The sequence below is a fragment of the Thalassolituus sp. ST750PaO-4 genome, assembly GCF_020320405.1.
GTDB classification, from domain to species: Bacteria; Pseudomonadota; Gammaproteobacteria; order Pseudomonadales; family Oceanobacteraceae; genus Venatoribacter; species Venatoribacter alkanivorans.
In genome coordinates this window covers 81,539-100,375 of record NZ_JABVCB010000012.1, presented here as the reverse complement: position 1 = coordinate 100,375, position 18,837 = coordinate 81,539, and the positions used below count along the sequence as shown (strand labels likewise).

18 protein-coding genes are annotated in these 18,837 nt (G+C 53.3%); 9 read left to right on the top strand and 9 right to left on the bottom strand.

The annotated features are described in order from the left end of the window. Positions 1-189 precede the first annotated feature (189 nt). Positions 190-954, top strand: a complete 765-nt coding sequence (locus tag HUF18_RS13595) for a GntR family transcriptional regulator (RefSeq protein WP_225692575.1) — start codon at positions 190-192, stop codon at positions 952-954. Here the strand turns inward: HUF18_RS13595 and HUF18_RS13590 are convergent. Further along, a complete protein-coding gene (locus HUF18_RS13590) occupies positions 951-1,829 on the bottom strand; it encodes a LysR family transcriptional regulator (protein WP_145468330.1) in 879 nt (292 codons plus the stop codon). The genes HUF18_RS13595 and HUF18_RS13590 overlap by 4 nt on opposite strands. Positions 1,830-2,000: 171 nt before the next feature. Between HUF18_RS13590 and HUF18_RS13585 the strand changes: the two genes are divergently transcribed. The 3 genes from HUF18_RS13585 to HUF18_RS13575 all read left to right on the top strand — a co-directional run bounded on the left by HUF18_RS13585 (position 2,001) and on the right by HUF18_RS13575 (position 3,279). Further along, entirely contained in the window at positions 2,001-2,624 is a 624-nt protein-coding gene (locus HUF18_RS13585; protein WP_225692574.1) for a glutathione S-transferase family protein, read from the top strand. 64 nt (positions 2,625-2,688) lie between these two features. Further along, the gene (locus tag HUF18_RS13580; RefSeq protein ID WP_225692573.1) at positions 2,689-3,057 is read left to right on the top strand and encodes a nuclear transport factor 2 family protein; all 369 of its coding nucleotides are present in this window, start codon (positions 2,689-2,691) and stop codon (positions 3,055-3,057) included. A 12-nt stretch (positions 3,058-3,069) separates the two neighbouring features. Then, positions 3,070-3,279: a tautomerase family protein gene (locus HUF18_RS13575; RefSeq protein WP_145468326.1), complete on the top strand. Its 210-nt coding sequence runs from the start codon at positions 3,070-3,072 to the stop codon at positions 3,277-3,279. A gap of 51 nt (positions 3,280-3,330) precedes the next feature. Here HUF18_RS13575 and rlmF read toward each other — a convergent pair whose 3' ends face one another. Then, on the bottom strand, positions 3,331-4,683 hold the full coding sequence (gene rlmF / locus HUF18_RS19795; RefSeq protein WP_342453575.1) for a 23S rRNA (adenine(1618)-N(6))-methyltransferase RlmF: 1,353 nt from the start codon (positions 4,681-4,683) through the stop codon (positions 3,331-3,333). A gap of 176 nt (positions 4,684-4,859) precedes the next feature. On the opposite strand from rlmF, the gene HUF18_RS13565 reads away from it, so the two are divergent. Together HUF18_RS13565 and HUF18_RS13560 are read left to right on the top strand one after the other, a co-directional pair. Next, positions 4,860-5,468, top strand: coding sequence for a MarC family protein (locus HUF18_RS13565; protein WP_225692572.1), 609 nt, complete (start codon positions 4,860-4,862; stop codon positions 5,466-5,468). Between the two features lie 120 nt (positions 5,469-5,588). After that, a complete protein-coding gene (locus HUF18_RS13560; protein WP_225692571.1) occupies positions 5,589-6,458 on the top strand; it encodes a CPBP family intramembrane glutamic endopeptidase in 870 nt (289 codons plus the stop codon). Positions 6,459-6,580: 122 nt separating this feature from the next. On the opposite strand, the gene aceF is transcribed toward HUF18_RS13560, so the two are convergent. The 3 genes from aceF to HUF18_RS13545 form a co-directional block, all read right to left on the bottom strand. Next, positions 6,581-8,242, bottom strand: coding sequence for a dihydrolipoyllysine-residue acetyltransferase (gene aceF / locus HUF18_RS13555; RefSeq protein WP_225692570.1), 1,662 nt, complete (start codon positions 8,240-8,242; stop codon positions 6,581-6,583). A gap of 13 nt (positions 8,243-8,255) precedes the next feature. Next, entirely contained in the window at positions 8,256-10,934 is a 2,679-nt protein-coding gene (gene aceE / locus HUF18_RS13550; RefSeq protein WP_225692569.1) for a pyruvate dehydrogenase (acetyl-transferring), homodimeric type, read from the bottom strand. 487 nt (positions 10,935-11,421) lie between these two features. Further along, the gene (locus tag HUF18_RS13545; RefSeq protein ID WP_225692568.1) at positions 11,422-12,408 is read right to left on the bottom strand and encodes a GlxA family transcriptional regulator; all 987 of its coding nucleotides are present in this window, start codon (positions 12,406-12,408) and stop codon (positions 11,422-11,424) included. A gap of 238 nt (positions 12,409-12,646) precedes the next feature. Here HUF18_RS13545 and HUF18_RS13540 point away from each other — a divergent pair, with 238 nt between their 5' ends. Beyond that, positions 12,647-14,362 carry a beta-ketoacyl synthase gene (locus tag HUF18_RS13540; RefSeq protein ID WP_225692567.1) on the top strand — a complete coding sequence of 572 codons (1,716 nt, stop codon included), beginning with the start codon at positions 12,647-12,649 and terminating at the stop codon, positions 14,360-14,362. A 55-nt stretch (positions 14,363-14,417) separates the two neighbouring features. Here the strand turns inward: HUF18_RS13540 and HUF18_RS13535 are convergent, their stop codons facing one another. Beyond that, a complete protein-coding gene (locus HUF18_RS13535; RefSeq protein WP_225692566.1) occupies positions 14,418-15,389 on the bottom strand; it encodes an NAD(P)/FAD-dependent oxidoreductase in 972 nt (323 codons plus the stop codon). A 144-nt stretch (positions 15,390-15,533) separates the two neighbouring features. Here HUF18_RS13535 and HUF18_RS13530 point away from each other — a divergent pair, with 144 nt between their 5' ends. Beyond that, positions 15,534-16,016, top strand: a complete 483-nt coding sequence (locus tag HUF18_RS13530) for an RrF2 family transcriptional regulator (protein ID WP_145468314.1) — start codon at positions 15,534-15,536, stop codon at positions 16,014-16,016. 15 nt (positions 16,017-16,031) lie between these two features. Here the strand turns inward: HUF18_RS13530 and HUF18_RS13525 are convergent, their stop codons facing one another. The 3 genes from HUF18_RS13525 to HUF18_RS13515 form a co-directional block, all read right to left on the bottom strand. After that, positions 16,032-16,874: a glutathione S-transferase family protein gene (locus HUF18_RS13525; RefSeq protein WP_225692565.1), complete on the bottom strand. Its 843-nt coding sequence runs from the start codon at positions 16,872-16,874 to the stop codon at positions 16,032-16,034. Between the two features lie 219 nt (positions 16,875-17,093). Next, positions 17,094-17,483, bottom strand: coding sequence for a DUF3127 domain-containing protein (locus HUF18_RS13520; RefSeq protein ID WP_225692564.1), 390 nt, complete (start codon positions 17,481-17,483; stop codon positions 17,094-17,096). Positions 17,484-17,741: 258 nt separating this feature from the next. Then, the gene (locus tag HUF18_RS13515) at positions 17,742-18,098 is read right to left on the bottom strand and encodes a helix-turn-helix domain-containing protein (protein WP_225692563.1); all 357 of its coding nucleotides are present in this window, start codon (positions 18,096-18,098) and stop codon (positions 17,742-17,744) included. A gap of 105 nt (positions 18,099-18,203) precedes the next feature. On the opposite strand from HUF18_RS13515, the gene HUF18_RS13510 reads away from it, so the two are divergent. Continuing rightward, complete coding sequence (locus HUF18_RS13510; protein WP_225692562.1) at positions 18,204-18,713, top strand: hypothetical protein; 510 nt, start codon at positions 18,204-18,206, stop codon at positions 18,711-18,713. The last annotated feature ends 124 nt before the right edge of the window (positions 18,714-18,837 follow it).

Below are 18,837 nucleotides of genomic sequence, written 5' to 3'. Positions count from 1 at the left end.
GTTGCAATAAATTACCGCCGCCTCCCTTCAGGGTCAAACCCTTTATGCCTTATATAGCGCTTTGTAATATCGACATTGGTCGCATAAAAAAACAGACCAATCGCTCTTTTAAGGCCTGACAAGTAACGCAACGTTCAGATAGAATTGGTTTTACCTTTTAACAAGACATAAAGCCGCAGCAGGAACCCCATGAGTGACGATCCGATCCGTGCCAGCAAGATTTCCGACATCATCGCCAAACGACTGGAGGCCATGATTCTGGAAGGCAGCCTTGCACCCGGCCAGAAAATGCCACCGGAACGCGAACTGGCACAGCAGTTTGAAGTGTCACGGCCATCACTGCGCGAAGCACTGCATAAGCTCGAAGCAAAAGGCCTGGTCACCCGCAAACAGGGCGGCGGCACCTTTGTCTCGGCCGAAATCGGTCTGTCCTTTGTTGATCCGCTGATGCAGTTATTTCAGACCCACAGCGAATTTAATTACGACCTGCTGGAATTCCGCCACGCGCTGGAAGAAGTGGCGGCCCACTACGCTGCCCTGCGCGCCACGGAGACTGACCGGGAAATTATTGAACGGCGCTATAGCGAATGGCTCGACGGCCATGTGCAGCGCATTGGCCACAAAGAAGAGGCAGAGCTCGACTGGCGTTTTCACCTTGCCATTGCCGAAGCATCACATAACGCGGTACTGCTGCACTCCATGCGCGCCCTGTTCAACTTATTCAAGATGACTATCGCCACCAACCTGGAATACCTGTACACCAAAGAAGACCGGCGTGATGAAATCCTGCGCCAGCACAGCGCGATTAAAGACGCGGTATTAAGCCGTGATCCGAAAGCCGCGCAACAGGCGGTGAATGATCATCTGGCCTTTGTTGAAGAAACCCTGCAACAGAGCAGCCGCTTTGAAAGCCACTCCAAGCGCTCTCTGCGCAGAATAGGCCTGATGCGCTAACGCTGGCGCAGAAACCAGGCCTCAAGAAAGTCGATACATTGCAGCACTCTGGCCGGCACAAAGTGTCTGGCCGGGTACAGCGCATACAGCGTCAGCTCTGGTTTGCGCGCATCCGGCAAAACCTCGACCAGCTCACCACTGGCAAGCGCCTCGCGGCATAAAAACTCAGGCACCAGCCCAAGTCCCAGACCGGATTTAATCGCCGTCAGCATAAAGATCACACTGTTGACCCTTAGCGTACCGCCAATGCGTACACCGTCGTCCAGCGGCCAGACATTCTTGCCCTTGAAATAGCTGTATTCAAAGCAGTTATGGCTGCGCAGATCATCAACCGACACAATCGGTTCATGCTGCTGCAGGTACTGCGGCGCAGCACAGACGTGATACCCAAAGCGTGTCAGTGGCCTGCCGACATAGGCCAGATCCAGCGGCTGACTGGAGGCACGAAACCCCAGATCGAAGCCCTGCGCCACCAGATCCACATCTTCGTCACCCAGATGAATATCCAGCTCAATATCCGGATAGGCGCGCATAAAATCGGCAAACATGCGCGACAACTCAGTAATCCCCAACGCCATCGGCGCATTGATTTTCAGCCGGCCACGCGGTGCCTGCTGCAGATCCTGCACAAAGCTGTCGGCTGCCTCCAGCTGCGCCAGAATCTCCCGCGCCCGCTGCAGATAGCCTTCTCCGGCGTGGGTTAACTGCACATTGCGCGTAGTACGGTGCAACAGCCGGACTCCCAGATCCTCTTCCAGGCGGCTGACTTCCTTACTGATAACCGATTTCGATGTGTTCAGCTGCTCCGCCACCCGGGTAAAGCTGCCCAGCTCTGCCAGCCTGACAAACAGCTGTATTGCCCGAAGTTTATTCACTGCTCCCCCACCTAAAACTGTTTCCAATTTGAAAACAACTGGTTCGCATTGTAGCTATATATCCAACAACGCCAACCCCCTAATCTGCCCATAAGGCTGTGAAGCACAGTGCTCACGGCCCACACCAAAACTCCCAAACAACACTCAAACCCGAATACACCGGAGAAGACTATGTACACACTGTATTTTCTGCCTGACGCCTGCTCACTCGCCACCCAGGTGGTACTGCGCGAACTGGGCCAGGAAGTGAGCCTGATTCACAAACAACAGGTCAGCGACTTCAGCCGCATCAACCCGGTCGGCACCGTCCCTGTTCTGCTCGATCCGGATAACGGCCAGACTCTGCGTGAAGGTGCTGCCATCATGATCCACCTGCTGGAAAAGCACCCTAACCCGATGCTCCCGCACAATGATGCCAACGCGCGCCTGCAGGCCATCCGCAACATAATGTTCGCCAACGCCACCATGCACCCGGCATACAGCCGCTTATTTTTTGCCAGCTCAGCCATTCATGATGCCGACGCCCGCCAGGCCTTCTTTGCCGGCGCCGCCGACGCCATCAGTGCCTTGTGGCAAGTGGTGGAGAATCAGCTGCAGGAGCAGCCATTTCTGGGCGGTGAACAACCTTCTGCCGCCGACATTATGCTCAGCGTCTATTCACGCTGGGGCGCGGCATTTCCGGTCAATATTCAGATTGGTGAAAAAACCAGCGCCATGATCGACCGCGTACTGACAATGGACAGCTTTAAGCAGGCATTAAAAGCTGAACAACAAACAGCCGATGCCCTGCGCTGATAAAAGCGGATAACAGAAGCGGATAACAGAAGCGGATAACAGAAGCGCAAGATGGAGACCTACGATGAATACGGATGCAATAACCACTCAGGATTTCGATCAGATCTGTGCCCTGGTACAGGACTATTTCAATGGCCTGCATCAGGGCGATACGCAAAAACTACGGCATATTTTTCATGCCGATGCGGTGCTCAAAGCGCCGGGTTTACGCCGCAATCTGGAAGACTGGCTGAGTCTGGTCGCTCAGCGCGAAGTGCCGGCCCAACGTGGTGACGCCTTCGGCTACCGGCTTCTGGCAGTTGATCTGCTTGGTGAGCAGGCCATGGTCAAAGTGTTGTGTCCATTGCTGGGGCGCACCTATATCGATTTTCTCGGACTGTTAAAAGAAAACAATCAATGGCTCATCGTTAACAAAATGTACGCCAATGCCTGAACGGAGATAACTATGCCTTACATTAATATCCGGATTACCGACGAGAACGTCAGTAACGAACAGAAACAGGCGCTGATACGCGGTGCCACGCAACTGATGGCCGATGTTCTGAATAAACCACCACATGTCACCTTTGTGGTGATTGATGAAGTCCCGACAGATAACTGGGGGATTGGTTTTGATCAGGTAACCGAGATCAGAAAAGCGCAGTCTCAACAGTGAACGCAGCGGCTGGTAAATTATTATTTACCAGCCGCTGTTGCAGCACAGAATTTATGCCTGAAACGTCCAGGCAATAAAGCGGCTGACCTTCTGCCCCTGCGCCATCGGCACGGTTTTAATATCCGTCGCGCCCAGTTTGCGCAGCAGCTGTTTCAGTGCTGGAAGATGGTCATGGGCTGACACCAGACTGCTGAACCAGCCAACCTGAGCTGAAAACTCCACACTTTCGTGGATCATGCGCTTAATAAACGCCAGCTCCCCGCCTTCGCACCAGAGTTCGTTCCCCTGTCCGCCGAAATTGCGTTTTACCGAGGCCTTATCACCTTTTAAATTGCGCCACTTGCGTCGTGCCTGCGCTTCGGCTTCTTTTTGTGAGGCAAAAAACGGCGGATTGCACAGGGTTAAATCAAAATAATCATCTGGGCGGATCATACCGCCAAATAATTTCTCACTGTTTCGCTGCATCAGAATATTAATACTCTGCAGCGCCGGATTAGCAGAAATAATCGCATGGGCATTGCGGATCGCAGTGGCATCCACATCGGTCGCGGTAAATTGCCAGCCATAGACGCTGCTGCCAATAATCGGATAAATCAGATTCGCGCCGGTACCGATATCCAGCACCCGTGGTGTTGCATTAACGGAAGGTTTAGCCGACTCCGTCAGCAGATCCGCCAGATAGTGAATATAATCGGCGCGCCCCGGAATCGGCGGGCATAAAAATCCGGCCGGAATACTCCACTGCTGCACGCCATAATGGTGTTTCAGCAAGGCTTTATTCAGACAGACAACGGCATTGTTATCGCTGAAGTCGATGGTCTGTTCACCGCGCGGATTCGCCTGCAGAAAATACTCAAGCTCCGGCACTGCGGCCACCAGCGCTGCCATATCGTAACGGCCCTGATGCACATTACGCGGATGCAGCCCCTCGGGCTTTACTTCGCCATAGAGCGCTGAGGTTGTTTTTTCATCATCGCGGCGGGCAGCCGGTTTTTTGCTCTTCTGACCATAGGGCGCCTTAGCTGCAGCGTCTTTTCCTGAGGAAGGCTTGCGACTGCCGGATCTGTCAGAAGCGGACGCGCCGGATTCAGCATTACGGCCTTTATAGGGCGCTTTTTCCGGTTTACGGCCCTGATCACGCGCCTGCTTGCCTCCCTCCGGCTTATCGTCCGTGCGTGTACGGCTCGCAGCAGCCGGGCGCTCGTCGCGTTCACGCTTTGACGCTGAGGATGTGCCCGGGCGGGTTTTGCCCGTTCCATCAGCGGTGGAGGCATCCGGGCGGGTTTTCCCCGTTCCATTAGCGGAGGATGCATCCGGGCGGGCTTTGCCCGTACCATAAAGAGAAGCGCCGGATACTTTTTTCGGCGCAGAGTCAGATGCAGCAGAATCAACAGGTTTGGTCACAGGAATCATCACAGAAATAACAACAGATAGCCGTGCATATTAGCACGGAGCGCTGCATTCAGCGGCAAACTCCATTATCCTGCTACCTTCTGTGCCATATCACCACATCAGCAACCGGCCTGCCTCTTCTGACCGGAACCGGTCCGGCAGCCAGGCCCATACAGCTCCGGAGCCTTATGAGCGAACTGATCGCCACTTTTATCTTCTTTTTTGCTGTAATCGACCCCATCGGTACCATTCCGGTGTTTATTGCGGTCACCGCTCTGCATAACGAAGCGACACGGCGAAAAATTGCCCTGCAGGCGACGTTATTCTCCGGCGCAATTCTGCTGTTTTTTGTGGTGGCCGGCGAAATCATTCTGACCGCCATTAATATTCCGCTGTCGGCGTTTCAGATTGCCGGCGGTATCGTGCTGTTCCTGTTTGCCCTGACCATGATCTTTGGCGAAGGCAAACCGGCTGAAGAAAAACGCATCGCCCGCGACGGCAGAGAAACCGCTATTTTTCCATTGGCAGTGCCGTCCATTGCCAGCCCCGGCGCCATGCTTGGTGCGGTACTGATGACCGAGAACAACCGTTACAGCCTGCTCGAACAGTCGCAGACCACGCTGGTTATGCTGTCGGTTTTGGGGGTGGTTTTTGTCCTGCTCCTGCTGGCCAGCCGGGTTCACCGGCTTATCGGTGATGGTGGCGCCAGTATTATCAGCCGGGTGATGGGGCTGATTCTGGCATCGGTGGCGGTGAATAATATTCTGTCCGGCATCAAGACCTACTTTTTGCTTTAACATGGCGCTGGCAGCATGCGCATTTATAAAATGCTGCCGGCTCCTGCATTAACCAAGTGCCGGCGGCACCTGCATTGACTAGGCGCCGCCGGGCGCTTTGAATTAACAAACAGGATGTTTATGTCGTCTCAATCCAGAACCCTGCATAACCCGCTGTACTGGCTGCACCCGAAACAGATCTGGTCGCACGTCAGCGCTATTGATGAGCAGGCCGAGCAGGAGCGGCAGAATGTCAGCCCGGCAACCTTAAAAAACCGCGCCTGGGTTGTGATTGCCGTTGCCTGCGTTTGCTTACTGATGCTGCATTACCTGAAATACTCGAGCAATCTGCGTACTGCAATCCCGCTACTGGAAAACCTGTTTGCCATTGACAACCACCAGTGGCTGATCAGCTATCAGCGCAGCCAGTACCGCGAATTACTGGGGTATGTCTGGTGGGGAGGCTGGCACTTGCTGACCTTTATTATTATCCCGATGCTCACCATCCGATACGTGCTGAAGCAATCCGTCCGCGATTACGGCTGGCAATGGGGCGAGGTGCATAAGCACTGGTTAGGTTATTGCCTGCTGGCTACACCGATTGTGTTCTTTGCCATTATGGCCAGCTTCCGCGACGACTTCGCCAACCACTACCCCTTTTATAATCTGGCCCATAAAAGCTGGCTTGATCTGTTGCTCTGGGAGTGTATTTACATCACCCAGTTTATTGCCGTTGAATTTTTCTTCCGCGGTTTTCTGGTGAACGGCCTGCGGCCACAGCTTGGCAGCTTATCGGTTGCGGTGATGTGCCTGCCCTATCTGATGCTGCATTTTCCGAAACTCTGGCTGGAGTCGACAGGAGCAATTTTATTCGGCTTTTTTCTTGGCATTCTGGCGCTAAAGTCACGCTCAATCTGGGGTGGTGTTGCGGTGCATGTGGCAATTGCGCTGGCCATGGATTTTGCCGCGATGATTCAGACCAAAGGTCTGCCAGAGCAATGGCTGCGCTGAGAGGAATATATCCTTAAGGCTGCGGGTATTCGCGGGCATGGCCCGCTCCTACCCAAATATGCTCCTTTCAAGAGACGCCGATTTTTCGTAGGAGCGGGCCATGCCCGCGATAACACGCTTGGTTATAAAATCAGACGACGCACATCCGACAACAACGCCACCAGCGTGGTGAAGAAGCGGCCACAGTCAGCACCGTTAATCGCCCGGTGGTCGTAAGATACCGCCAGCGGCAGCATATTACGCGGCACAAATTCTTTGCCGTTCCACTGGGGTTTTATCTGCGCCTTCGATACCCCCATAATCGCCACTTCCGGTGCATTCACAATCGGCGTAAAACCAGTACCGCCCATCGCGCCCAGACTGGAAATGGTAAAGCAGCCACCCTGCATTTCGTTAGGCTTGAGCTTACCGTTACGGGCTTTTTCAATCAGCTCGCTGGCTTCACGGGCGATCTGGTAAATGCCTTTTTTATCGGCATCACGCAACACCGGCACCATCAGGCCGTTCGGTGTATCGCAGGCAATACCGATGTGCACATAGCGTTTCTGCACCATATGTTCGCCATCGTGATGCAGCGACACATTAAAGCTGGGCTCCAGCGTCAGGGCACTGGCCGCTGCCTTAATTAAAAACGGCAGCGGAGTCAGTTTAACGCCCTGTTTTTCTGCTTCCGATTTCATCGAAGCGCGGAAAGCATCCAGGTCGGTAATATCGGCTTCATCAAACTGCGTAACATGCGGCACATTCAGCCAGTTACGGCTCATATTAGCCGCCGTGATCTTTTTAATTTTGCTCATCGGCTGCAGTTCAATCTCACCGAATTGTGCAAAATCAACTGCCGGAACCGCAGGAATACCACTGCCAGAAGTCACCGCAGCAACGCCACTTTCAGCCTGTTTTACCAGCGCTTTAACGTAGTCACGGATATCATCTTTGGTAATACGGCTGCGGTCACCCGTGCCTTTTACCTTGGTTAAATCGACACCCAACTGTCGCGCCAGGCGACGGGAAGACGGACCGGCGTAGACATTATGAATATCAGTTTTTTCTGCACTGCTCGTCGTTTCAGACACGGCAGCTACAGGCACCGCAGAAACAGCAGCCGCTGTTGGCGCTGGTGCATTTTCCACCGCTTTATTTGACGCTGACTGAGCCGATGTCTGTTGAGCTGATGCTGCAGAGCCCGGCTGCGCCTGTGTCAGCAGCCTGCCATACACCTGGCCCTCTTTCACTTTGTCGCCAATATTAATCAGCAACTCTTTTAAAGTGCCGCCCTGTGGTGCCGGTATATCCATACTGGCTTTATCGCTTTCCAGTACGATCAGCGAATCGTCAGCACTGAGGGAATCGCCAAGCTGCGCACAGAGTTCAATCACGGTGACTTCACTGGCACCGCCCAGATCAGGTACTACCAGATCAATCAGGCTTTCTACACTAGCTGCTGCTGAACCGGCCTTTATTTCTGCCGCCGGAGCAGGCTCTTGCGCAGCGGCCGCTGGTTCTGCACTGATCTGCTCTGCATTGTTCTGCTCAGCGTCAGCAGAATCTGCTGATTCCAGCTCCAGAATGGCCGAGCCTTCAGAGACTTTATCGCCAACCTTAACCAGCAACGCCAGAACTTTACCGGCCTGCGGGCACGGAATTTCCATCGTTGCTTTATCGGTTTCCAGTACCAGTAAATCCTGATCGGCGTTTACGCTGTCGCCCACCGCGACATTAATTTCAATAATTTCCACATTCTCTGCACCACCGATATCGGGCACAGTCACAGTCAGTTTACTCATGATGGCCTCCTTCTCAGCACAGGGTCGGGTCGTTTTTATCAGCCGCAATGCCTAAGGCTTTGCGCGCTTTCAATAGATCATCTTTAGTGAAGTGCTTACCTTCTTCGGCCAGGCTGCTGAGGGCGGCCAGTACGATAAATTCACGGCTGACTTCAAAGAAATGACGTAACTTTTTACGTGTATCACTGCGGCCAAAACCATCGGTTCCCAGCACCTTAAACCCTGCGGCACCACCACAGTTTTGCGGAATAAAGGCACGCAACTGCTCGCCATACGACTTGATATAATCGGTCGCCAGCACCGCCGGGCCTTTTTTATCGGCCAGTACCTGAGTGAGATACGGCACCTGCGCTTCAGCATCCGGTTTAAGCAGATTTTCACGCTGACAGCGCTGACCATCACGCGCCAGTTCGTTCACCGAGGTTACGCTCCAGATATCCGACTCAACGCCGTAATCGTTGCGCAGAATATCCGCCGCAGCTTCCACTTCACGCAAAATAGAACCAGCACCCATCAGCTGTACCCGGGGTTCGGTCGCCTTGGTTTTCTTACCACCTTTCAGCAGATAAATACCTTTAATAATGCCTTCTTCGGCACCCTGTGGCATATCAGGATGGGCGTAGTTTTCATTCATGGTGGTGATGTAGTAGAAGCAGTTTTCCTGCTGCTCATACATGCGCTTTAAACCATCCTGAATAATGACCGCCAGCTCAAAACCGTAGGTCGGGTCGTAGGATTTACAGTTAGGAATGGTGTGTGCCATTAAATGACTGTGGCCATCCTGATGCTGCAGACCCTCGCCGTTTAAGGTGGTACGGCCGGAGGTCGCGCCGATTAAAAAACCACGCGCCTGAATATCACCAGCCGCCCAGGCCAGATCACCGATACGCTGGAAACCGAACATCGAATAAAACACATAGAACGGAATCATCGGGCAATGGCTGTTACTGTACGCCGTCGCCGCCGCAATCCAGGCCGACATCGCACCGGCTTCGTTGATGCCCTCTTCCAGTATCTGGCCTTTTTTATCTTCCTTGTAATACATGATCTGATTGGAATCATGCGGGGTATATTTCTGCCCGGCAGAAGAATAAATACCCAACTGGCGGAACATGCCTTCCATACCAAAAGTACGGGCTTCATCCGGCACAATAGGCACGACCCGCTGACCAATGTTTTTATCTTTAACCAGTTGCGATAACACCCGCACAAAACTCATGGTCGACGATAATTCACGTTCGCCACTGCCGCTGAGCTGACTCTGGAAAGCCTCCAGTGCCGGGACATTTAAAGGCTCAAAATCCGGACGGCGTGACGGTACAAAACCATGCAGCTGCTCGCGACGTTCGCGCATGTATTTCATTTCCGGACTGTCCGGCGCCGGACGGTAATACGGCACGTCATCCAGTTGGTCATCGGTCAGCGGAATGGCAAAGCGGTCACGGAATTGCTTCAGCGCTTCTTTATCGAGTTTTTTCACCGAGTGGGTAATATTGGCCGATTCACCGGCATCACCCAGACCATAGCCTTTTACTGTCTGCGCCAGCACCACAGTTGGCTGGCCTTTATGGGCAACGGCTTCGGCATAAGCGGCATAGACTTTAAACGGATCATGACCACCGCGGTTCAGTTTGCGGATATCGTCATCGGTCAGTTCGTCAGCCAGTTCTTTTAATTCCGGATAAGCGCCAAAGAAATGTTCACGGGTATAGGCCGGACCATTGGCTTTGTAGTTCTGCAGATCACCGTCGCAGACTTCGTCCATGCGTTTCTGCAGCATGCCGGATTTATCTTTTTCCAGCAGAATATCCCAGTGCCGTCCCCACACCACTTTAATCACATTCCAGCCGGCGCCACGGAATACGCCTTCGAGTTCCTGCATAATTTTGCCGTTACCACGTACCGGCCCATCCAGACGCTGCAGGTTGCAGTTAACGACAAAAATCAGGTTTTCCAGCTGCTCGCGTCCGGCCAGAGAAATAGCGCCGAGAGTTTCCGGCTCGTCACATTCACCGTCACCCAGAAAGGCCCAGACTTTACGGTCGCCACGGGCAACCAGATCACGGGCGGATAAATAACGCATCACGTGCGCCTGATAAATTGCCTGAATTGGCCCCAGCCCCATGGATACCGTCGGGAACTGCCAGTAATCGGGCATCAGCCATGGGTGCGGATAAGACGACAGACCATTGCCATCGACTTCGCGGCGGAAACTGTCGAGCTGTTGCTCGTCAAAGCGCCCTTCGAGATAAGAGCGCGCATAAATACCCGGTGCCGAATGGCCCTGAAAATAAATCAGGTCACCCAGGTGACCATCATCGTTGCCACGGAAAAAATAATTAAAAGCAACGTCATATAAGGTCGCGGCCGACGAGAAAGAAGCAATATGGCCACCCAGGCCTTCGTCGTTATCGTTGGCGCGCATCACCATCGCCAGCGCGTTCCAGCGGATTAACGAGCGGATACGGCGCTCCATAAATAAATCGCCGGGCATGCGCTTTTCTTTTTCCGGGGCAATGGTATTGCGGTATGGCGTGGTAATGGCGGGCGGCAAAGCAACGCCTTTGGCCATGGCATGGTCGAAGAGTTTTTTCAGTAAGAAGGCAGCCCGCTCAGGGCCAGCGTGACGAATGGTGGCATGCAGTGAATCCAGCCATTCCTGGGTTTCGTAAACATCGACATCGTGTGTCATCTGAACTCCGGTCTCCTGATTGTACGTGCCGCAACCGATAAGTCCGGCACTGAGTCCGTTACAGCCTTATGAGCTGCAACCCCATCTAAATTGGTCTTACCTATTATCCTTTTCTTTAAAAATGATCATAGATAAGACCCTTTAGGTAGTTTTACCAAGGTATTTTCGTAGTACTTTTACAGAATAAAAGCCCATAAAACCTTGACAAAACCCAGTCTGCACTGAACAAACGGCGTTGACAATGGATTCCTGTAGTTTTTTTACAGAACGACCAATTTTTACCACCAAGGTCGTAGAGAGGAATTCAGGAGGCGCAAAAACGGAGAGCGACGCCCGACCAGTAACACTGCCCGGGCGTCCCGCTGATAGCGGTTAATTGAAGTGATGTCTCGTTCCCAAGCTCCGCGTGGGAATGAAACTGCGTCAGCAGAGGCTACCACGCAGAGCGTGGGAGCCAGATGAAAGTCGTTGTCCCAAACAGCCTGTTTCAGCTGCTGAACAACTTGGCCCGCACTTTTTTGCGGTATTCTGCCGGCGTCTGCCCGGCCAGCCGGCGGAAAATCCGGGTAAAATAACCACCGTCGTTATACCCCACGGCGGCGGCGATATCGGCCACACTCAGATTGGAGTTCTGCAATAAATCGCGGGCATTGTCACAGCGTAATTTCTGCAGATATTGCGTCGGTGTGGTACCGGTAACTGCACGAAAGCGCCGGTCAAACTGACGCTCACTTAAACCGGCATCAGCCGCCAGCTGACTTAACAACAATGGTTTCTGCACATTTTGCTGCAGCCAGGTTTGCGCTAAGGCTATTACTTCATCGGGGTGCTGATGCGCCTGATCGGCGTAAAAGACTTTTTTCTCGAACGGGTTACGCACCTCCGGTGAAAACTGCTGCTCCACCTGTAAGGCCAGCTCCCGGCCATATTGCAAACCAATAAAATGCACCATTAAATCGGCACCGGAATTCACACTGGCCGCGCAATACAGCCGGCCATCCTGTGTCAGCAGATGCTGGCGCTGCAATTTTACTTTGGGGTAATCGCGCGCGAACTGATCCAGATAATGCCAGTGTGTGGTGGCCGGCTTGCCATCCAGCAGTCCGGCCTCTGCCAGCAAACAAACGCCGGTACCAATGGCAATAATGCTGGCACCGGCGCGGTACTGACGCGCCAGCCAGGCAATGGTATCGGCCTGCTGCGCCAGTTGCGGTTTTGGGTTACGCCACAGTGCCGGCACCACAATTAAATCGGTGTGTTCAACTTCATCCAGAATTTTGCTCGGACGGATCTGAAAACCACCCAGCATGGTCAGCGGCTGTAATTGCTGTGCCACCACGTCTACCTGAAACACCGCACGCGGATCACGCGCCAGACGTAATCGCGCCCGTGTGGCCTCAAGCATTTCCAGCGGAATAGCGACACTGGAACTGAGCATCTGGCCCATGGCCAGCAGGGTGACATGGCGGATCATTCCGGCTCCTTAAACGGCTCCTTAAACGGCTCCTTAAACAGCAACGACAACGTTCACTTAACAGGCTGCGCAACACAGCTGTGAACCCGCCTCTGTAATGGCGTCTTTTTTGTCACCATATTTGTCCAGAGTATCCTAATGGCTAAGCAGAATGCACTCCTACAATGGCCTTATTCCCCCATTTGTCCGCCCGGCAGACGTTTTACCCTGCCGGGCCTGCGTTATCAGGAGAGCAATCATGAGAAAACTGGCCGTTATTACCGCCTTTGGTGGCATTAACGCTGCGGGCCGCAGTTCAGCACACCATGCTTACCAGCGTCTGGTTCTGGATGAGCTGGGCAGCCAGCAGCAACAGGCCACCCTGAATGCTCTGGCACAAAGCATGAATCTGCCACTGAACGGCGATGCTGTCTGGCGTGAACAGATCATCAACGGTACTCTGGTACGCGGCTGGGACAATATGGACTGGGATGCCAGCGCGGTACCTTTTCACCAGCCATTTACCGACAGCGATGGCACGCCTTGCTGGCGCTTAAGCCATAAGCGTCTGGCGGTACAGAGTGCCGGACAAACCCCCAAAGGCTTTGACCCGGCGTTACTTTACCCATCGCGTCATCATCCCCGTGGACTACAGATGGCGGTATATGCCGCCTCCGACGCTCTGGGCCAGCTGGGCATGGACTGGGATGCTATCCGCCAGCGTTTACAGCCTGACGAAATCGCTGTGTATGCCGGCTCTGCCATGGGTCAGCTCGACGGCAATGGCCACGGTGGCATGCTGCAATCTTCCCTGCTGGGCAAGCGCACCAGTTCCAAACAATGTGCGCTGGGCCTGAGCGAAATGCCCGCTGATTTTATTAATGCCTATGTACTGGGTAATGTCGGCGCCACCGGCAGTATGGTCGGTGCCTGCGCGACCTTTTTATACAATTTAAAAGTCGCACTGGATGATATTCAGAGTGGCCGCCGCCGGCTGGTGATTGTCGGTAACAGCGAAGCGCCACTCACGCCGGAAATTGTCGAAGGTTACAGCGCCATGACGGCGTTAATTACCGAGCAGAAATTACGCGACTTAGACGGTTTAAATACCGGACAAACTCCTGATTTCCGCCGGGCAAGCCGCCCGTTTGGCCATAACGGTGGTTTTACCATCGCCGAATCTGCGCAGTTTTTTGTGCTCTGTGATGATGAATTAGCACTGGAATTAGGCCTGACCATTCATGCCGCGGTAGGTGATGTATTTGTAAATGCCGACGGCTATAAAAAATCCATTTCCAACCCCGGTGTCGGCAACTACCTGACCATGGGCAAAGCCATGGCCGAAGCCCGCCGCTGGCTGGGTGAAGATGCCCTGCGTCACGGCTCTTTTGTTCAGGCCCACGGCAGCAGTACGCCAGCGAACCGCACAACAGAGTCGCATATTTTCAGCGAACTGGCTGGCGCCTTTAATATCCAGAACTGGCCGGTAACCGCCGTTAAAGCACACCTCGGCCACTCCATTGCCGCCGCCTCCGCCGACCAGTTATTGATGAGCCTCGGCAGCTGGGCTAACCATATGATTCCCGGTATTACCACGACCACCGAAATTGCCGACGATGTGCACCAGCAGGGGCTGAATATTCTGCTGCAGCACCAGCCGATTAATGCCGAAAAAATGCCGTTAGCCTTTATTAATGCCAAAGGTTTTGGCGGTAATAACGCCTCCGGATTTTTTGTCAGCCCGCAGCAAACGCATAAATTACTGGCACATAAGTACGGTCCGCAGCGCTGGAAAGACTATCTGTCACGCAATGAATTTATTCAGCAACAGGCGCAGGATTACGATCAGAATATGACCGCCGGGAAGATTAAACCGCGCTACTGCTTTGGTGAAAATGTACTGGAACCGCAAGATCTTCAGATTTCCGACAGCGAAATCCGTATTAAAGGCTGGGAGCAGGCCGTCAGTCTCTGACGGCTGCTCTGTTTTTGATCGGCTGTATAAACTTTATTTAAATAACCGTGCGCCGTTACTGGTTAAAAATTAAGTAACGATGCGCCCCTACTCCGGCCATCACACCGGATGCCGACGCCAGCGTGGCATTATGCATTGGCATTGCCGTATCACCGGCGGCAAACACACCCGGCACGCTGGTCTGGCGCATGGCATCGGCAGTGATCATCTTCCCGCTCGGCGCCTCTTCGGTAGCAAGCCCTAATTGCTCAACCAGTGACTGTGCAATCTGAGTTTGCGGGGCAACATAAACGGCGCCGACCGCAATACGGCGACCATCGGCCAGACGCACCGCCGATACCGCATCGCCTTCCCCTCCACCTTCGCCTTCAATCGCCACAATCGGTGTGCGCTCAATGACGACGCCACGCCGTATCAGAAGCGGCATAAGGTCATCGTCCGGCTCGAAATCGCCCTGCGTGAAATACGTAGTCGGCCCCCAGTCCGGCAACATCGCGGCCTGCATCGCCGAATGTGCTGAACCGGCCAGAACGGCTATCGGCTGACCACGCAGTTCATAACCGTGGCAGTAGGGGCAGTGAATTACGCTTTTACCCCAGCGCTCTTTCAGGCCGGGAATATCCGGCAGCTGATCGGCCACACCCGTCGCCAGAATTAAGGTTCGCCCTTTTACCTCCTGGCCATCGTCACTTTGCAGCACAAAGCCCTCTTCGCTCTTGCGTGCCGCCGTGACGCGGGTCTGACGCAGGCTGACCGTTGGGTAGGCCAGCAAGGGTTCAAGCGCACGCTGGCGTACCTCGGCCGGAGAGACACCATCGAGGGTGAAAAAGCCGTGGGATGCTTCGGCAAAGCGGTTGCGAGTTTCCCCGGCATCAAGAATCAGCACCTGACGCTGGCCGCGGGCCAGTTGCAGCGCCGCCGATAAACCGGCAAAGCTGCCGCCGATGATCAGGCAGTCGTAGATGTCCGGCGTACGGGTCTGAATGTTAAAGGTATGGCTGTTTTGTGGGTGAGTTGCGTGCGTCATGACATTTCCTCCGTCTCATTCAATCACGAAACAATATAAGTTACTTAAGATGAGAAAATCAACTCATGATACTTTTAATGTGTCATGATAAAACCGCGTAGAATATGCGCCATCAGCCATCGCCACTCACATCACGGATACATCATGAGAAAAGACAGCCGCCTGTCACGCATGCTGCACGTACTGGTTCATATGCATTACCAGACCGCTCCGCTGACATCGGACCAGATTGCGCAGATGCTGCACACCAACCCGGTGGTGGTAAGGCGCACCATGGCGATTCTGAAAGCCGAAGGCTATGTAAGCTCGGGCAAAGGCCACGGTGGTGGCTGGCAACTGGCCACACCGCTGGCCGACATTACGCTGCAGGATATTCACCGCGCACTGAAAGAAAGCTCGTTATTTACCATCGGCCTGACCGATGAACACACCGCCTGCCCGATAGAACAGGCGGTAAACGGCGCTATTACCGATGTATTGCAGGAAGCCGAAGCGCTGGTACTGGAGCGCTTCAGCCAGGTGACACTGGATCAGCTGGCCGTGGGGTATTCGCCCGACGGGCGCTTGCCCGCAGCTACTGACAAAGCCACCGACAAAACGGCCGGCAAAGCAGCCAACCCAGAGTGACAGAAACAGTAAAACTTAAGCAGCCTTAGCCGGCAATTTTGCCCAGACCTTACCGCGGTGTTCTGCATAGATATCACGCACCCACTGCAGCGCCGGACTGTCAGCCCATTGCTGTGCCGGCCCGGCCATTTTGGCGCGGAATTCTGCTTCGCCGTAAATCGGATGTTCAGGCGGACACGCCAGCGGCGCCAGAATGGAGGCTGCGGCAATATCGGCAAACGAAAACGCATCGCCCACCAGATAACGGCATGTTTTGCTCTGCTTTTCCTTTTGCCCTTTTTTTGGCTGCCCTTTTTCCTGCTCCCCTTGCTCCAGCTGCTGCAGCCGCTGCTCCAGCCAGCGGATTTCAGCGTCAATCAACTGCTCTGCCTGCGTCACCGCACGCGGATAAATACGCAATTTAATTCTGAATGCCGGTTTAATCAGCGGGTACGCCAGCGTAATAAAACGCCGCTCCCAGGGCTTTGCAAACTGCGTCCAGATGGTGCGGATTAAGGCATCATGGGCAAAACCCGGCAGATATAAATAACGCGCAACGGGCTTACCAATGGCATCAAAACGCTGCTGAATGGCCAGTATTTCCTGCTGTTTTTCGCTGGGCATACTGTCCAGAGGGCTGTGATGCCCGGCCAGCCAGTTAACAATGCGCGGGCTGTCCTGAATGCAGGTTTTACCGCTTTGCAGTAACGGCACCGTGGTCTGCGCGCGCCGCCCTTTCAGCCACATCGGTACAGTATGCAGCGCCGGCGTCAGCGCAATTTCCTGATAGGGAATCTCTTCATAGTCGAGCAGCCAGCGGATTTTCTCGCTGTAATGCGACATATTAATGGTGAATAACGTCAGCGCCCTGTTTGCCATACAACCACTCCGGCAGAAAAGCGGCTATTGTGCGCACGCCCGTACACCGGGGTAAGGTTCAAACCGGAGAGAATAAAGGCCGGAAAACCCCTGCCGGTGGCGTAGTTGGCAAAAACTGAAGGCTGACAGGCAATACACTGCCAACAGTAAGAGGTTAAAAAAAGCGCAGCCAAATGGCTGCGCTTTTTCAGATTCGTTTATTCAGCGGGAGGCCGATACTCAGAACGGCACATCATCATCGTAGTTCGGCATGGTCTGCGCGAACTGATCATAATCGCCGCCAGCCGACGGAGCAGAACCTTCCGCACCGGCACGCTCAATACGCCAGGCCTGCAGGCTGGTAAAGCATTTTTCCGGATTGCCTGGCTTGGCCCACAGACGCCCGGACAGATTAAAATGCACCACCACCTCTTCGCCAACGCGGTAAGCATCCATCAGCGCACACTTGTCTTTCAGAAGCTCCAGCGCGACGTAATTAGGGTACTCCGGCTTCTCGCCATCGCCGGTCAGCTTGATCACAAACTCACGTTTGGTAAAACCATTGGCACCGTAAGAACGGGTTTCGTCGATGGAATGGATGATTCCCTGAGCTTCGAAGTTTTTGGACATGTTACCTTCCTTAATCAATTTGACGCCCATTGTAGGGATGCCGGCAAGCGGTAACAACCTGTCAGCTGCAGAACAGCTCGTCTGTATATATGACCACGCCGAAAGACATTGTTAGAGCGGCCGCATCATTTATCACCAGCAATTAAGCGTCACACGAATTAACAATGATGCAACCAGAAAATCGCAATATCCCTTGCCAGACGTGTAACAAGAACACCTTGAACCTGGACAAAAATTAGTTACGACCTTTAGTGCTCACTATTTATTTTTTGATAACAAAAGCGTGAGAACCGCTCCAATAGCGGCACCAGTGAGCAAAGCACCTGTTGTTCCAATTTCTTTGGTCGTCTTCACTTCAACACTGTCTTCTTTCTGGATTGCATCCACCGCTATGCTGGCTCGTTGCACAATCTGCTCGGGGGGCACGCCCAAAGCACTGCATAGAATGAACAGTTGATCAATGGTTATAGAGGCCTTACCCCTCTCGAGACGAGAAAGAACAGGCTGCGAGATTCCACAGATAGCGGCAAGGTCTGCTTGTTCAATTCCCAGCTGTTTTCTCGTCTTCTCAAGTTCGTAGCCAACAAGTGAGTTGTACGTAACCAGTTGATTCATGCTTGACCCTCAACGAAATACAGATTAGATTCCCAATCGGCATCATATTCGTATTTAGAATATTGAAATAATTCAGAATCAAATTCTACCACAAGGAAGAAATATATGAACTCACAAGACATCTCCAAACACCTGATCCCAACAAACGTAGTTGCCGTGTATGAGCTCTACCGCCCCAAGCTATCCGGTGGAGTCCTCAGCGTGGCGCACAACGGCGTCGGTTTTGAACTGAATGACGGAAACCGTGTAGTACTGCACCGTACTCCTGAAAATCATACGCATCTTTCAAGTTATGATGAATTCAGTGCAGGGCAAAACGTAACCGCTAAAAAAATACAATCAGGCAACCTAAGCACAATTATTGAACGGGCTCAGACTACTCTGAAAATGAACAGCGCTTACGGTCTATTCAACAACTGCGAACACCTTGCTGGCTTCGTATTGAGGGGGGAAGCAGCCAGCGATCAGCTCAAGTCAGCACTCATTGGATCTGGCCTTACTTATCTGCTGATTCAGGTAGTAGACAAAGATATGCATCCCTTGGCGAAAGCTGCATTTGTGGCAGCTGGCGGGGCCTTAGCACTTCAAATTGAAAAAAACAGCAAGCTCAGATAGGACTTTCCAGGTCAGGTAAAAAGTATTTATCGAGATTTGGAACTAAAGACAGAAAACAGATTCGTAAGGTACGATGGAGCCCGTAAGTTAATTTGGCGGCCCAGCCCTGAAGTACTTCTCAGAG

Excerpts from the sequence above, each read along its gene's own strand:
- HUF18_RS13595 (WP_225692575.1), top strand. The coding sequence starts at position 190 with ATGAGTGACGATCCGATCCGTGCCAGCAAGATTTCCGACATCATCGCC.
- HUF18_RS13585 (WP_225692574.1), top strand. The coding sequence starts at position 2,001 with ATGTACACACTGTATTTTCTGCCTGACGCCTGCTCACTCGCCACCCAG.
- HUF18_RS13580 (WP_225692573.1), top strand. The coding sequence starts at position 2,689 with ATGAATACGGATGCAATAACCACTCAGGATTTCGATCAGATCTGTGCC.
- HUF18_RS13575 (WP_145468326.1), top strand. The coding sequence starts at position 3,070 with ATGCCTTACATTAATATCCGGATTACCGACGAGAACGTCAGTAACGAA.
- HUF18_RS13565 (WP_225692572.1), top strand. The coding sequence starts at position 4,860 with ATGAGCGAACTGATCGCCACTTTTATCTTCTTTTTTGCTGTAATCGAC.
- HUF18_RS13560 (WP_225692571.1), top strand. The coding sequence starts at position 5,589 with ATGTCGTCTCAATCCAGAACCCTGCATAACCCGCTGTACTGGCTGCAC.
- aceF (WP_225692570.1), bottom strand. The coding sequence starts at position 8,242 with ATGAGTAAACTGACTGTGACTGTGCCCGATATCGGTGGTGCAGAGAAT.
- aceE (WP_225692569.1), bottom strand. The coding sequence starts at position 10,934 with ATGACACACGATGTCGATGTTTACGAAACCCAGGAATGGCTGGATTCA.
- HUF18_RS13545 (WP_225692568.1), bottom strand. The coding sequence starts at position 12,408 with ATGATCCGCCATGTCACCCTGCTGGCCATGGGCCAGATGCTCAGTTCC.
- HUF18_RS13540 (WP_225692567.1), top strand. The coding sequence starts at position 12,647 with ATGAGAAAACTGGCCGTTATTACCGCCTTTGGTGGCATTAACGCTGCG.
- HUF18_RS13535 (WP_225692566.1), bottom strand. The coding sequence starts at position 15,389 with ATGACGCACGCAACTCACCCACAAAACAGCCATACCTTTAACATTCAG.
- HUF18_RS13530 (WP_145468314.1), top strand. The coding sequence starts at position 15,534 with ATGAGAAAAGACAGCCGCCTGTCACGCATGCTGCACGTACTGGTTCAT.
- HUF18_RS13525 (WP_225692565.1), bottom strand. The coding sequence starts at position 16,874 with ATGGCAAACAGGGCGCTGACGTTATTCACCATTAATATGTCGCATTAC.
- HUF18_RS13520 (WP_225692564.1), bottom strand. The coding sequence starts at position 17,483 with ATGTCCAAAAACTTCGAAGCTCAGGGAATCATCCATTCCATCGACGAA.
- HUF18_RS13515 (WP_225692563.1), bottom strand. The coding sequence starts at position 18,098 with ATGAATCAACTGGTTACGTACAACTCACTTGTTGGCTACGAACTTGAG.
- HUF18_RS13510 (WP_225692562.1), top strand. The coding sequence starts at position 18,204 with ATGAACTCACAAGACATCTCCAAACACCTGATCCCAACAAACGTAGTT.